Origin of the sequence: Prosthecobacter sp. (assembly GCF_044222565.1) — a bacterium.
In the GTDB taxonomy this organism is placed as follows: Bacteria; Verrucomicrobiota; Verrucomicrobiia; order Verrucomicrobiales; family Verrucomicrobiaceae; genus Prosthecobacter.
In genome coordinates, this window is record NZ_JBGANA010000013.1 from 1 (window position 1) to 13,992 (window position 13,992).

The 13,992-nt window shown below is 59.3% G+C and carries 10 protein-coding genes; 7 read left to right on the forward strand and 3 right to left on the reverse strand.

The window, feature by feature from the left end; genetic code table 11:
- Positions 1-267: 267 nt before the first annotated feature.
- Both ACILSR_RS18925 and ACILSR_RS18930 read right to left on the reverse strand, forming a co-directional pair.
- Positions 268-2,640, reverse strand: a complete 2,373-nt coding sequence (locus tag ACILSR_RS18925) for an FAD-dependent oxidoreductase (protein ID WP_395751364.1) — start codon at positions 2,638-2,640, stop codon at positions 268-270.
- A 264-nt stretch (positions 2,641-2,904) separates the two neighbouring features.
- Positions 2,905-3,963, reverse strand: coding sequence for an NAD(P)-dependent alcohol dehydrogenase (locus ACILSR_RS18930; protein ID WP_395751365.1), 1,059 nt, complete (start codon positions 3,961-3,963; stop codon positions 2,905-2,907).
- Positions 3,964-4,053: 90 nt separating this feature from the next.
- Between ACILSR_RS18930 and ACILSR_RS18935 the strand changes: the two genes are divergently transcribed.
- The 4 genes from ACILSR_RS18935 to ACILSR_RS18950 all read left to right on the forward strand — a co-directional run bounded on the left by ACILSR_RS18935 (position 4,054) and on the right by ACILSR_RS18950 (position 11,173).
- Positions 4,054-5,058 (forward strand): LacI family DNA-binding transcriptional regulator, encoded by a 1,005-nt coding sequence (locus ACILSR_RS18935; protein ID WP_395751366.1) that lies wholly within the window; start codon positions 4,054-4,056, stop codon positions 5,056-5,058.
- A 330-nt stretch (positions 5,059-5,388) separates the two neighbouring features.
- Complete coding sequence (locus ACILSR_RS18940) at positions 5,389-6,468, forward strand: efflux RND transporter periplasmic adaptor subunit (protein ID WP_395751367.1); 1,080 nt, start codon at positions 5,389-5,391, stop codon at positions 6,466-6,468.
- A 12-nt stretch (positions 6,469-6,480) separates the two neighbouring features.
- Positions 6,481-9,684, forward strand: a complete 3,204-nt coding sequence (locus ACILSR_RS18945; protein WP_395751368.1) for an efflux RND transporter permease subunit — start codon at positions 6,481-6,483, stop codon at positions 9,682-9,684.
- Between the two features lie 10 nt (positions 9,685-9,694).
- Positions 9,695-11,173 carry a TolC family protein gene (locus ACILSR_RS18950; RefSeq protein WP_395751543.1) on the forward strand — a complete coding sequence of 493 codons (1,479 nt, stop codon included), beginning with the start codon at positions 9,695-9,697 and terminating at the stop codon, positions 11,171-11,173.
- A 510-nt stretch (positions 11,174-11,683) separates the two neighbouring features.
- On the opposite strand, the gene ACILSR_RS18955 is transcribed toward ACILSR_RS18950, so the two are convergent.
- Positions 11,684-12,355, reverse strand: coding sequence for a hypothetical protein (locus ACILSR_RS18955; protein ID WP_395751369.1), 672 nt, complete (start codon positions 12,353-12,355; stop codon positions 11,684-11,686).
- A 96-nt stretch (positions 12,356-12,451) separates the two neighbouring features.
- Between ACILSR_RS18955 and ACILSR_RS18960 the strand changes: the two genes are divergently transcribed.
- Genes ACILSR_RS18960 through ACILSR_RS18970 form a run of 3 tightly spaced genes read left to right on the forward strand, consistent with a single transcriptional unit; the run spans position 12,452 to position 13,987 of the window.
- Positions 12,452-13,042, forward strand: a complete 591-nt coding sequence (locus tag ACILSR_RS18960) for a TetR family transcriptional regulator (protein ID WP_395751370.1) — start codon at positions 12,452-12,454, stop codon at positions 13,040-13,042.
- Between the two features lie 38 nt (positions 13,043-13,080).
- On the forward strand, positions 13,081-13,368 hold the full coding sequence (locus ACILSR_RS18965; protein WP_395751371.1) for a YciI family protein: 288 nt from the start codon (positions 13,081-13,083) through the stop codon (positions 13,366-13,368).
- A 7-nt stretch (positions 13,369-13,375) separates the two neighbouring features.
- On the forward strand, positions 13,376-13,987 hold the full coding sequence (locus ACILSR_RS18970) for a DNA-3-methyladenine glycosylase I (protein WP_395751372.1): 612 nt from the start codon (positions 13,376-13,378) through the stop codon (positions 13,985-13,987).
- The last annotated feature ends 5 nt before the right edge of the window (positions 13,988-13,992 follow it).

Here is a 13,992-nt window from a genome sequence, read left to right on the forward strand (position 1 = left end):
GAGCGGCCCCATTGGCTGCGTTAGTCGCTTGCCTGTCATTCTTCAATAGCAGGCGGCGCTCCCGCCTTGCCACTGGGGCCGCTGCGCTCGCCGGTCAAAATGACAATCTTTTCGAGAACTGGTCTACTTGGCGGGGAGGATCTGGACGGCGTCGAGGTGGACGTTGCCGCCGGCTCCGGTGGTGCGGAAGATGACGGCGGATTCTTCGCCGGCGGTGAATTGCGGGAGGGAGTTTAAAGTTTCAGGTTTAAAGTTCCCATTCGGGGGTCATTTGGCGGGGACGATCTGGACAGCGTCGAGATGGACATTGCCGCCTGCGTTTGCGGTGCGAAAAATCACTGCGGACTCTTCGCCTGCATTGAACTTGTAAGTTCCCAAAGTGTAAGCTCCCTGAGGATCTTTGGGGGCTTTGGTTTGATCGACGGTCACCTGCTTTTCGCCGTCGGCGGTGAGGAGGGTGACGGGGGCGGTTTTGGCGCGGTTTTCGTGGGGCTGGAAGTAGATGCGGACTTCGTAGTTGCCGGTCTGCTTGACGCTGAAGGGGAAGCGGGCGCTGGCGGCTTTGTCGCCGGTGTAGCTGTAGTGTTTGCCGATGTAGGGCTTGAGGCCCTGGCCGTGGGCCCATTTGCCGGTGAGCTCGGCTTCGGTGTCGTCGATGACGATGCCTTCGAGCTTTTTGGGGTCGATGCTGCCTTCGCCTGAGTCGGCGGCGCCGGGTGGGGGGAGATCGGGGAGTTTTTTGGCGTTGGCGGGGAGGTAGAGGCTGCCTTCGAGGGTATCGCGGCGCATGGCGCCGGGCTGGGACATGAGGTCTTTGAGGATGTCGAGGTACTGCTCATAGACGCCACGGGGGGAGGTGTGGTGGCGGACGCAGATCCAGGCGGCTTTGCCGACGACTTCGCCCATCATGCCGCAGGTGCGCATGACTCGGGTGGAGCCGAGGGCGTGGCGCTCGACGGAGATGGTGCGGCCGGCCATGAAGAGATTGCCGATGTCTTTGCTGTAGAAGCAGCGGTAGGGGACGGGGTAGCCGTTTTTGCGGTCGGTGTGCTTGCCGAATTCGGCGCGGCTGATGAAGGGATTGTCGGGGAAGTTTTTGGCGTACTGTTCTTTGGGGTAGTGGAGGTCCTGGTCCCAGGTGGTGGGGACGCAGCCATCGGGGTGGATGATGCCTTTGACCATGTCTTCGCCGTTGAGGATCATGTCGCCAACGATGCGGCGGGATTCGCGGGGGCCGCCGATGTAGGCGAGCCAGGTGAGATCGAAGTCGGCGTACTTGTCGGCCTTGAGGGTTTTGAGGGCGGTAACGGCTCCGTAAACGGCGCGGAAGTTGTGGTCGCGGATGAGTTCGAGGTCGTTGATGGGGTGCTTGTCGAAGCCGCTTTCCCAGAACCATTCGCCGTGGACGTAGTCTTCGGGATCGGGCACGGGGGTGTAGCCGAGGTCGTAGCCTTTCATGTTTTCGGCGTTCTTTTTGCCGACGGGGGCGAGGGGGCGTGGCTCGGGGAAGTCCTCCAATTTGAGGGGGAGGGCCCAGGGGGTGGCGGGCCAGGTGACGGGGTGCTTGAGGTTTTGCATGACCCACATGTTGCTCATGCCCATGCGGCCTTTTTCCTCCATCATGAACTCGGCTCCGGCGAGGGCACCGACGCTGCCGTGGCCGGTACAGTCCACGAAGAGCTTGCCGAGGAAGCGGGTTTCTTTGCCGGTCTTGGTATCGAGGCCGATGACGGAGCGGATGTTCTTTTTGTCGGTGGTCATTTCGACGCCGTAAACGTGGGTATTGAGATGGAGGGAGATGGTTTTCTCGGCTTCGACGGTGTCTTCTTTGAGCTTGTCATTGAACTCCTGGGGATTGGCGGCGGGGCTGTTGCTGGCGCGGTCGGCGAATTCTTCGACGATCTCGCCGAGGTGGGGGTAGAGGCCGCGACGGGTGCCGCCCATGGCCCAGACCTGGATTTCGCTGGAGCCGTTGCCGCCGAGGACGGGGCGGTTTTGGATGAAGGCGACTTTGAGGCCCTGGCGTGCGCCGGAGATGGCGGCGCCCATGCCGGAGTAGCCGCCGCCGATGACGACGAGATCGTACTCGGTGGTCTCGGGGGCTTTTTCGGGGAGGCCGAGGAGCTGGCGGCGGAGCTTGTTGGTGGCGGCGAGGTCGTTTGGCGGGGTGAAGCTGTCGTCTTTGCTGAGGATGAGGGCATCGACGCGGCCATCGAAGCCGGTGAGGTCGTGGAGGGCGAGGGTGGTTTTTCCTTTGCCGGTGATTTTGACGGGGGCTGATTTTTCCCACTGCCAGTCTTTTCCGGTGGTGCCGAAGGTGTGGTCGAGCTTCTGGCCGTTGACGGTGATCTCGAAGCGGCCGGGGGCGCCGGTGGCATTGAAGGGGGCGACCCAGTTTTTGGTGCGGGCCCAGAGGGTGTAGGTGCCGGCGGGGAGGTCGATGGTGGTGGTGGCGTCTTTGACGGGCTTGCCCATGCCGTGGGCCATGAGGTAGGGGGAGCCCATGACATCGATGAACTGGGTGTCGAGAACCCAGCCGCCGGGAGAGGAGAAGGATTCGGCCTCGAGCCAGAGGGGCTGCGCGTGGGCCGCAGCGGCGGCGCCGAGGGTGAGGAGGGTGGCGAGGAGGACGGATTTCATGGTTGAGGGTGGTTTTAAACGATGGCGAGGGGGGAAAGCAATCGTGGAGTGTTTGTTACGGTAACAGAGGGGCGGGGGAATTTATGATTTACGATTTATGATTTATGATTTGGGACATGGGGGAGCGCGGAGGTGTGGTTGCGACGGAGCGGATGGATCAAGGACGAGTTCGAGTAGGAGGACGAGGACGAAAGTGGGGCGATGGAGGAAAATGAAAAACGCGGTGCCTTTGGGAGGGCACCGCGTTTTGGAGAGGGGTTTCGTTTACTCGGATTTGAGGGAGGCCATGTCGATGGAGAAGCGGTATTTGACGTCGCTTTTGAGGAGGCGGTCGTAGGCTTCGTTGATTTTTTGGATGGGGATGATTTCGACGTCGGAGGTGATGTTGTGAGTGCCGCAGAAGTTGAGCATTTCCTGGGTTTCGGCGATGCCGCCGATGAGGGATCCGGCGAGGCGCTTGCGACCGAAGAGGAGGCCGAAGGCGGAGACGGGGAGAGGTTTGTCGGGGGCGCCGACGAGGGTGAGGGTGCCGTCGATTTTGAGGAGGTTGAGGTAGGCGTTGATGTCGTGGTCGGCGGAGACGGTGTCGAGGATGAAGTCGAAGCTGAAGGCGTGGCGCTGCATTTCGTTGGCGTCGGTGGAGATGATGACTTCATCGGCACCGAGGGCGAGTGCGGCGTCTTTCTTTTTGGGGGAGGTGGAGAGGACGACGGTGTGGGCACCGAAGGCGTGGGCGAATTTGACGCCCATGTGGCCGAGGCCGCCGAGGCCGACGACGCCGACTTTTTTGCCTTTGAGGTCGCCCCAGCGGCGCATGGGGGAGTAGGTGGTGATGCCGGCGCAGAGGAGCGGGGCGACGCCGGGGAGGCTGAGGTTTGCGGGGACGGTGAGGGCGAAGTGCTCATCGACGACGATGGAGGAGGAGTAGCCGCCGTAGGTGACGGGGGCAGTGCCGTGCTTGTCGGGGGAATTGTAGGTGAAGGTGGCGTGGGGGCAGAACTGCTCAAGGTTGGCGGCGCACTGGGGGCAGGACTGGTCGGAGCCGACGAGGCAGCCGACGCCGACGATGTCGCCGACTTTGTGCTTTTTGACGGCGGAGCCGACCTGGGTGATGCGACCGACGATTTCGTGGCCGGGGACGCAGGGATAGACGGTGGGCATGGCGCTCCACTCGTTGCGGGCCTGGTGGAGGTCGGAGTGGCAGACGCCGCAGTAGAGGATGTCGAGCTCGACATCGCGGTCGGTGGGAGCGCGGCGGGGGATGCTGAGGTGGGAGAGTGCGGAGGTGGGGCTGGAGGCGGCGTAGGCTTTGGCGGTGGGCATGGCGAGGAGGGGGTGAGAGCGGGGATACGTGTGGCGGGGAATTTATGATTTACGATTTATGATTTATGATTTGGGAGGGTAGAGTGGGGGATGGGGCGGGTTTCTTTGAATGATCTTGCGGTGAGGCTTGGGGTTTCCAAGATGACGGTTTCGCGTGCGCTGCGCGGGGGGAAGCATGTGGAGGCGTCTTTGAAGGAGAGGATTGTGAGGATGGCGGAGAAGATGGGGTACCGGCCGGACCCGGAGATCGCGAAGCTGATGAGGCATATGCGGCAGGCGCGGGAGGTGGCGGAGCCGAGGACGCTGGCGTTTGTGTGGGCGGAACGGGGGGCGGAGGAGATCGGGCGGTCGTCGTGGTCGCAGCAACTGGTGCTGGGGGCGCGGCGGCAGGCGGCGAAACTGGGGTTTCAGCTGGAGGAGTTTCACCTGGCAGCGCGGGGGATGACAGGGCGGAGGCTTTCGGAGATTTTGGAGGCACGGGGGATACCGGGATTCATCCTGTCTCCGCTGGTGTCGCGGAGCCGGGGGCATGTGAGCATGGCTTGGGAGAAGTTTTGCAGTGTGGTGATCGGGCTGGGGTATGCGCGGCCGCAGTTGCACCGGGTGCATCATCACCATTATCTGGGAATGATGACGGCGCTGCGGATGCTGAAAAAGCAGCGGTATAAGAGGATCGGATTTTACTGTGGAAGCACGATCAATGAGCGCATGTTTCGTGCATGGTCGGCGAGCTTTCTGGCGCACCATCCGCTGGCGGAGCCCGGCAAGCTGCTGGCGCTGAGGAAGGTGCCGAGCCGGGGTGACTTTCTGGATTGGGTGAAGACCGTGAAGCCGGAGGTGGTGATCGACGGAGGGCATGTGGTGAAGGGCTGGCTGGAGAGCCTGCCTGCAGGACGGAGGCCGGAGCATGTGACGCTGGGGTGGCGGGCGGACATGGCGGAGGTGGCGGGGATCGACCAGCAGGCGGCGGTGCTGGGAGCGGCGGCGGTGGACCTGCTGGTGACGCAGTATCAGCAGAATGAACGGGGGGTACCCGGATCCCCTAAAATCGTGATGACAGAGGGGGTGTGGAGGGGAGCGGAGAACGCAGGCTGAATATCAAGGGAGCTTTAGCAGCCCGGGTGCCATGCCAGGATTCCATGAGCGGGGAATGAATTGGATTTATATCATTGATATTAAATGTTTTAAGCGGTCCTTTTTTGGGCCAACTCTTGATGATTGCGGTGCCAGGAGCAGCCCTTCGACGGGGGTGAAATAGACGATTTTGTATGGCTTTGTGGCGGCATTCCTTTCTGGGGGAGGCTGCCAGTGGTGCCGGGGCTGGGTGTAAAAACCCCCTGAAGAGGTTATATGAATAGACCGTGGTTTATGGCTTCGTATGCACCAAGAATGGAATCCCTGCATATCTCTCCCCGCAAATCCCTCATGTTAGTCGGCCTGCTGGCCAGCGTGATCCTCAGCGGCTGCCACCACAAGGAGGCGGAACACACGGAGGAGGAAGAGAAGCCGCAGCTGGTCCTGACGAACCCGATCCAGCAGGATACGCTCGTGTCCCGTGAATATGTCTGTCAAATTCGCTCCTGCCGCAACATTGAGGTGAGAGCCCTGGAGAGAGGCTACCTGGAAGGAGTCTTTGTGAAGGAAGGCCAGCTGGTGAAAGAGGGCGATCCGATGTTCAAAATCATGCCGCTGGTGTACCAGGCGGAGCTGAAGAGTGCGGAGGCGGAAGCGCAGGTGGCGAAGGTGGAGTTCGAGAACACCAAGCGCCTGACCGAAAACAAGGTGGTGTCTGACAAGGAACTGGCGATGGCGAAGGCCAAGTATGACGCGAAGATGGCGGAGGTGAACCTGGCGCAGGCGCATCTAGGGTTTACCAACATCAACGCGCCGTTTCCGGGACTGATGGACCGACTGAGGCTGCGAAACGGAAGCCTGGTGGACGAGGGGGACCTGCTGACCACGCTTTCTGACAACAGCGAGATGTGGGTGTATTTCAACGTGCCCGAGGCGGAATACCTGGACTACATGACCCAGCCGCAGCCGGAAGAAAGAAAGAAAGTCCAGCTGGTGATGGCGAATGGCAAGACTTTCAACCAGCCCGGAAGACTCAACGTCATCGAGGCAGAGTTTAACAACCAGACAGGAACCATTCCGTTCCGCGCGGATTTCCCGAATCCGGACCGTCTGCTCCGCCACGGAGAAACGGGCAACATCCGGATGCAGAAAATGGTGAGAGGCGCGATCCTGGTGCCGCAGAAGGCGACGTTTGAAATCCTAGACCACCACTATGTGTATGTGGTGGGCAAGGATGAGATCATCAAGCAGGAGAGAATTCACGTGGTAGAGGAAGTGGAGGATCTGTTCATCGTCAGTTCAGGTGTGACCACGGGCGACAGGATCATTTTTGAAGGAGTGCTGCAGGCACGCGATGGCGACAAGGCAAGCGACTACAAGACAGTCGGAGCGGCGGAAGCCTTCAAAAATTTGAAGATCAAGGCGGAATAAAATACCTCTACCATGTTTACGAAGATCCTGAAAAGGCCAGCCCTGGCCATTGTTATTTCGCTGATCATCCTCTTTCTGGGAGGGCTTTCGATCCTAACGCTGCCCATCTCCCAGTTCCCGAATGTGGCGCCGGTGCTTGTGACGGTGACGCTGGACTACCCGGGTGCGAGCGCGAAGGTGCTGGAAGAGTCCTGCCTCATCCCGCTGGAGCAGTCCATCAACGGGGTGCAGAACATGAAGTACATGGTGTCCAGCGCGGCGAGCTCCGGCGAGGCGGTGATCCAGATCTTCTTCCACATGGGGACGGACCCGAACCAGGCGACGGTGAACGTGCTCAACCGTGTGAACGCGGTGTCCTTCCGACTACCGCCGCTGGTGGTTCGAGAGGGCATCATCGTGTGGAACCTGGCGCCGAACATGCTGATGTACGTGAACCTGTACAGCAAGGACAAGAACGCGGACATGAAGTTCCTGTTCAACTACGCGTACATCTCGCTGTTTCCGGAACTGTTCCGCACACGCGGCGTCGGTTACGTAAAGATTCTCGGAACGCGCCAGTATGCGATGCGCGTGTGGCTGAAGCCGGACCGCATGCGTGCCTACAATGTCTCAAGCGAGATGGTGATGACGGCGCTACGAGAGCAAAGCATGATCGGGTCTCCGGGACGAATAGGACGAGCGGACAGCAAGACGTCCCAGTCGCTGGAATACGTGCTGACGTATGTGGGACGATTTAACACAGCAGAACAGTATGAGAACGTGATCCTGCGCTCCACGGAGAACGGGGAGCTGCTGAAGCTGAAGGATGTGGCAGAGGTGGAACTGGGAAGCGAATTCTACGACTTGTACTCCGACCTGGATGGCGACCCTTCCGCGGCGATCGTGATCAAGCAGAGCTATGGAAGCAATGCAGCGGAGGTTATCAAAGAGCTGAAGGGCAAGCTGGAGGATGCCAAGAAGACCTTCCCGCCGGGCATGGACTACAAGATCAGCTATGACGTCTCCAGCTTCCTGGATGCCTCGATCCACCAGGTGCTGCACACGCTGGTGGAAGCCTTCGTGCTGGTGGCGCTGGTGGTGTTCGTCTTCCTGGGAGACTGGCGATCCACGCTGATTCCGACCCTGGCGGTGCCGGTGTCCCTGGTGGGAGCTTTCTTCCTGATGCAGATGCTGGATGTGAACATCAATCTGATCACGCTGTTCGCGCTGGTGCTGGCGATCGGGATCGTGGTGGACGACCCGATCGTGGTGGTGGAGGCCGTGCATGCGAAGATGCATGGCACGGACATCTCGCCGTATCGAGCGACCCAGATGGTGCTGCATGAGATCGCGGGTGCGGTTATCGCGATCACGCTGGTGATGACGGCGGTGTTCGTGCCGGTGACGTTCATGTCCGGCCCGGTGGGCGTGTTCTACCGACAATTCTCGATCACGATGGCGGTGGCGATCATTCTTTCCGGCGTGATGGCGCTGACGCTGACGCCGGTGCTGTGCGCGATGATCCTGAAGAAGTCGGATCATCATCATCACAAGCCGAGAGGGCCGATCGCGTGGCTGCTGGGCATCTTCAACTACTGGTTCGACAAGGCGACGAATGTGTATGTGGGCCTGCTGAAGCACATCGTGCACCGCCGTCTTCTGACCTTCCTGGTGCTGGGAGGAGCGATGGCGGGGATCTACTTCATCAACCTCACGCTGCCGTCCGGATTCATTCCGACGGAGGACCAGGGCATGATCTACGCGATCTTGCAGACGCCACCGGGGACGACACTGGAGCGAACCTATGCGAAGTCACGTGAGATGATGAAAGTGGCCAAAGAGATCGAAGGCATCGACTCGGTCTCCACGCTGGCAGGCTATGAAGTGCTGACGGAAGGCCGCGGCTCGAACTCGGGAACGTGTCTGATCAACCTCACCAACTGGGAGGAACGCAAGATGACAGCGCCGGAGATCATCGCGGAGCTCAAGGAGAAGTGCTCCAAAATCTCGGGCGTGCGGATCGAGTTCTTCGAACCGCCGGCGGTGCCAGGCTACGGTGCGGCGGGCGGCTTTGCGCTGAGCCTTCTGGACAAAACGAACTCGGGTGACTATGACCGTCTGCAGGTGGTGAACAACGAGTTCATGGAGAAGCTGGCGAAGCGAAAGGAAGTGCGCGGCCTGTTCACCTTCTTCAGCGCGAACTATCCGCAGCTTGAAATCGTGATCGACAACAAGATTGCGATGCAGAAGGGAGTCTCGATCGGCAAGGCGATGGACAACCTGGACATCATGGTGGGAAGTACTTACGAGCAGGGCTTCATTCTGTTTAACCGGTTCTGGAAGCTCTACATTCAGGCGCATCCGGACTACCGCAAACTGCCGAAGGACCTGCAGGACTTGTACGTGGCCAATGACAAAGGCGAGATGGTGCCCTACTCAGCCTTCATGACGCTGAAGCCGCGGCTGGGCCTGAATGAAATCACCCGATACAACGCGTATCCGGCTCCGAGCATTCAGGGAGCGCCGGCGGATGGATTCAGCAGCGGCGAAGCCATCGCCGCGATCAAGGAGGTGGCGAAAACCCTGCCGCGCGGCTACGACATCGCGTGGGCGGGCCTGTCGTTTGACGAAGCTGCGCGAGGCAACGAGGCGATCGTGATCTTCATCGTGGTGCTGCTGTTCGTTTACCTGGTGCTGGTGGGCCAGTATGAGAGCTTCACGCTGCCGCTGGCGGTTATTCTGTCCCTGCCGATCGGGGTGATGGGATCCTTTGTGCTGCTGAAGGGCATGGAGCTGAGCAATGACATCTATGCGCAGGTGGGGCTGATCATGCTCGTGGGTCTGCTGGGGAAGAACGCGATTCTGATCGTGGAATTTGCGCAGCAGCGACACCATGAAGGCCTGACCATTCTGGAAGCCGCCATTGAAGGTGCGAAGGTGCGCTTCCGCCCGATTTTGATGACCTCCTTCGCCTTTGTTGCCGGGATGATTCCCCTGCTGAGGGCCTCCGGAGCGGGTGCCATCGCGAACAAGACCATCGGTGCCTCAGCCGCCGGCGGCATGCTGCTGGGAACGATCATCGGCCTCCTCGTTATTCCCGGACTCTACTACATCTTTGGCACCATAGCCGCCAAGGGGAAACTCCTCCCTGACGAAGACGATATGCCGTTGAGCGAACTCGGAGAGTACGGTAAGCATGATCATGAAAAAAGTGAATCGCAAGTTCCTAGCATTTAATCTGGCCTGCATGTGTGTCCTTGTGCAGGGGTGCTCGTCGGTGCTCCGACGCGGACCGCTGCCCTCGAGCGACCCGCCATTGCCGAAGAATTTTCCAGACACGATCGGGAAAAAAAGTTCCGCGATGATCGGGTGGCAGGAATACTTCAAGGACCCGAACCTGAAGGCGCTGATCAGCAATGCGCTGCAGAACAACCAGGAGCTGAACATCCTGATTCAGGAGATTGAGTTTGCGAAACAGGATGTGCGCCTGACCCGAGGGAGGCTTTTCCCGTTTGTGAGCGCAGGAACGACGACGGGCATCGACAAGGTGGGACGTCATACGTCAGCGGGGGCAGCGGAGGATAACATCGCAAACGAGATCGCGGCTGGAAGGGCCATACCGACCAACACGCCGAACTTCGGGCTGTCCGCGGACTTCGACTGGGAAGTGGACATCTGGAGAAAGCTGCGGAACGAGCGTGATGCCGCGATCCTGCGCTACCTTGGCACGCAGGAAGGACGAAACTTCATGATCACAACGATCGTGGCCGAAATCGCTCAGACCTATTATGAGCTGGTGGCCTTTGACAACCAGCTGTCCATTCTGACGGCGATGATCGAGAACCAGAAGAATGCGCTGGAAGCCGTGAAGCTGCAGAAGGCGAACGCGCGAGTGACGGAGCTGGCGGTGCGACGCTTTGAGGCTGAAGTGCTGAAGAACCAGAGCCGGCTCTTCAAGATCCAGCAGCAGATCGTGGTGGCGGAAAACAGGCTGAACTATCTGACCGGCCGCTATCCGCAGCATGTGAAGCGCAGGTCCGACGGGTTCGACAAACTGATGATGGCAAACATCAACACCGGGCTGCCGATCGAACTGCTGAGGAACCGTCCGGACGTGCGCCGTGCGGAGCTGGAACTGGCGGCGACGGGACTGGATGTGAAAGCTGCGGCGGCGCGGTTTTACCCTGCCCTGAGCATTCAAGGTGCGCTGGGCCTGCAGTCGTTCAGCCTGGGCTCATTCTTTAATGCTCCGGCCTCCGTGGCGTATGGTGCAGCAGCCAACCTGATGGCACCGCTGATCAACCGAAGCGCCATCAAGGCGGCGTTTCTGGGAGCGAGCGCGAAGCAGATCTCTGCGATCTATGCCTACCAGCAGACGGTGCTGAAAGCGTACATCGAGACGGTGAACCAGCTGGCGCAGATCAAGAACTACGGCAGCAGCTACGACCTCAAGAGCCAGCAGGTGGCAGCACTCAATGATTCGATCACGATCGCCGGCCAGCTGTTCTTCAATGCACGCGCGGACTACACGGAAGTGCTGTTTACCCAGCGTGATGCGCTGGAGGCTAAGATGGACCTCGTGGAGCTTAAGCAGCAGCAGCTGGGTGCGTTTGTGAAGGCCTACAAGGCGCTGGGCGGCGGCTACAACCGCAACGCTGGCGGGTCTGGAAACACCACGCAAATGCCGGTGCCGAAATCGGCGGGGGCGCTGCGCGGGGGGAGCTAGGATGAATGAATATACCCCACAGCGACAGGGTTGTGGGGTGGTGATTTGAGAGAGCATGAGCGAGAGCGCGTTGGGATATGTTTCCGGCGCGCTTTTTTGTTCTCTGTTCTCTGTTCTCTGTTCTCTGTTCTCTGTTCTCTGTTCTCTGTTCTCTGTTCTCTGTTCTCTGTTCTCTGTTCTCTGTTCTCTGTTCTCTGCTTTTGGAGCTGGAGAGCCGGGAGTGGGAATTTGGCTTTTGCTATGACGAGAAGGCTTTTTTGGGGGCTTATACCATCAACAGTTAAAAAATGTTCTCGACACGTCTGGAAGGCGTCGGGGCGCGATGCAGACGCTGCTGGCCCCCGGCGTGGTATTGTGAAGCGGTGGATTTGCTTCCCGAATTATTTGCCATACCAGGGCTTGGCGCTGCGCGCCAGCGCCCTGGGGTGAATCCCCTGCCCCTTCAGGGCCGATGCTAAACAGAGCAGTTTCGGCCCTAGAGAACGGACCTGTTTTCAATGGATCGTGGTATTACTGGCCTTCCCAGAGGTGGATGGAGTCGATCTGGCAGGAGCCGGCATCGACGGCTTTGAAGTCAATCTGGGCCTGGCCGGTCATGTCGATGTTTTTGCTTTCGAAGACATGTTTTATGCCGTCGATCTTGAGGAGAATGGTGCCTTTCTTGAGTTCGATGACGACATCGTGCCACTGATTGAGGGTGAAGAGAGGCTGCTCGACGGGAAGGGTTTCGACTTTCTTTTTGATGACGAGGGTGGTGGCTTTTTCGCTAAAGGTGAGGGTGTGGATGTGATGGCCGAGATCGAAGAGAGGAAAGCCCTTCTGGTAGGTTGTGGCATCGTAGCGGACACGCATGGAGCAGACGAAATTTTCGGGGACTTTTTTGAGCCAGATGACGGGCTTGAGTCCTGCGTGAGAGGGATCATCGCTGGCTTTTTTCTTGTCCTGAAACTCCTTGGAGGAGGGGGAGCCGGTGAGGACGCCGTCCTTGATGGCCCAGGTGGTGTTCTGGCGGACTTCCCAGAACTCGGTGTTGAGGGGGCCGTCGAAGGTGTCTGAATAGACGAGCTTGAGGCTTTGGAAGAGCTCGGGCTTGATTTCAACCGGCGGAGTCTGGGTCTGCGCCTGGGACATCGGGGAAGAAAGGACAAGACACAGTGCGGCAGAGCGGAGGAAGGTGTTCATGAGACGCATGAAACGCCGGGGATGACAGCACATATCAGCAGGATGATGCGCTTGACATATTAGGACATTTGTCCTAACCGGTTTTGTTGCGAGACCATGAGCGCCAAGAACACGAGAGACCGAATCGTCGAAACAGCCGACCGGCTGTTTTATGAGAAGGGATTTGAGTATATCTCCGTGGGAGACATTGCAGATGCGGTGGAAATCACGCGCGGGAATCTCACGTTCCACTTCAAGACGCGGGATGACGTGCTGGAAGCTGTGATCGAACGACGCATGGGGCGCACCCGCGACATGCTGGCGCAGTGGGAAAAGGAGGGATGCACGGCGGCGGAACGCATCGGAAGCTTCATCAACATCCTCATCATGAACCGCACGAAGATTCTGCTGCACGGCTGTCCGGTGGGAACCCTATGCACGGAGCTGGCGAAGCTGGAGCATGCGGCTCTGACGAATGCGAACCGGATTTTCAGCCTGTTCCGTGACTGGCTGAAGAGCCAGTTTGAGCAACTGGGCTGCGGCGGAGAATCAAAAGCCCATGCGATGCATCTGCTGGCATGGAGCCAGGGGACGGCGACGCTGGCGCAGGCCTTCCGCGATGAAACGTTTATCCGTGCAGAGGTATCACGTGTGCAAGCGTGGCTGGCCGGACTGGGCAAGCAGGGCACGCGGCGAAGGAAGCGCTGAATTTTTTCATCTCTCCCACCAACTCATGCCTCATCCTTATGTTCATTATTTTTCTCCATCTGACTGAAAAGAAAACCAGGGCCGCCGAATTTATGGAAGGGCACAAAGCGTGGATCAAACGCGGATTTGCCGAAGGAGTCTTCCTGCTGACCGGGAGCCTGGAACCCGGACTGGGAGGCGGGATCCTTGCACACGGGAGCACGCGTGCGGAGCTGCAGCAGCGTGTGGATGAAGACCCGTTCGTGGTGGAAGGCATCGTGACTCCAGAGATCCACGAGCTGGATCCGGGCATGGCCGATGAACGCCTGCAGTTTCTCATTTCCTAAAACCGCCATGAGCCATACCTACACCTCCGACGACGGCAAGGAGCGCTGCCACTGGTGCGCGTCCGCGCCGGAATTCCCCGCGTACCATGACACCGAATGGGGCTTCCCAGTGGCGGATGGACAACGATTGTTTGAGAAGCTCTGCCTGGAGGGATTTCAGTCCGGCCTGAGCTGGCGAACGATCCTGACCAAGCGTGAAAACTTCCGCCGTGCTTTCCATGGCTTTGACTTTGACCGTGTGGCACGCTTTACCGAGAAGGATGTGGCGCGACTGCTGCTGGACGAGGGCATCATCCGGCATCGCGGCAAGATCGAGGCGGTGATCAACAACGCGAAGAGGGCGCAGGAGATGGTGAAAGAGGAAGGCTCGCTGGCGGCCTTTTTCTGGAGCTATGAACCGGAGATTGGGACGCTGGCGGAGCCGCAGACGGCGTCCACTTCGGCGGCTTCGATCGCGCTGTCGAAGGAGCTTAAAAAGCGCGGCTGGAAATTCGTGGGGCCGACGACGGTTTACGCATTCATGCAGGCGATGGGACTGATCAATGACCATGCGAAGGGCTGCCACATCCGCGCCAAGGTGGAAAAGGCTCGCAAAAAGTTTGAGCGGCCCGAAAAATGAGGAGC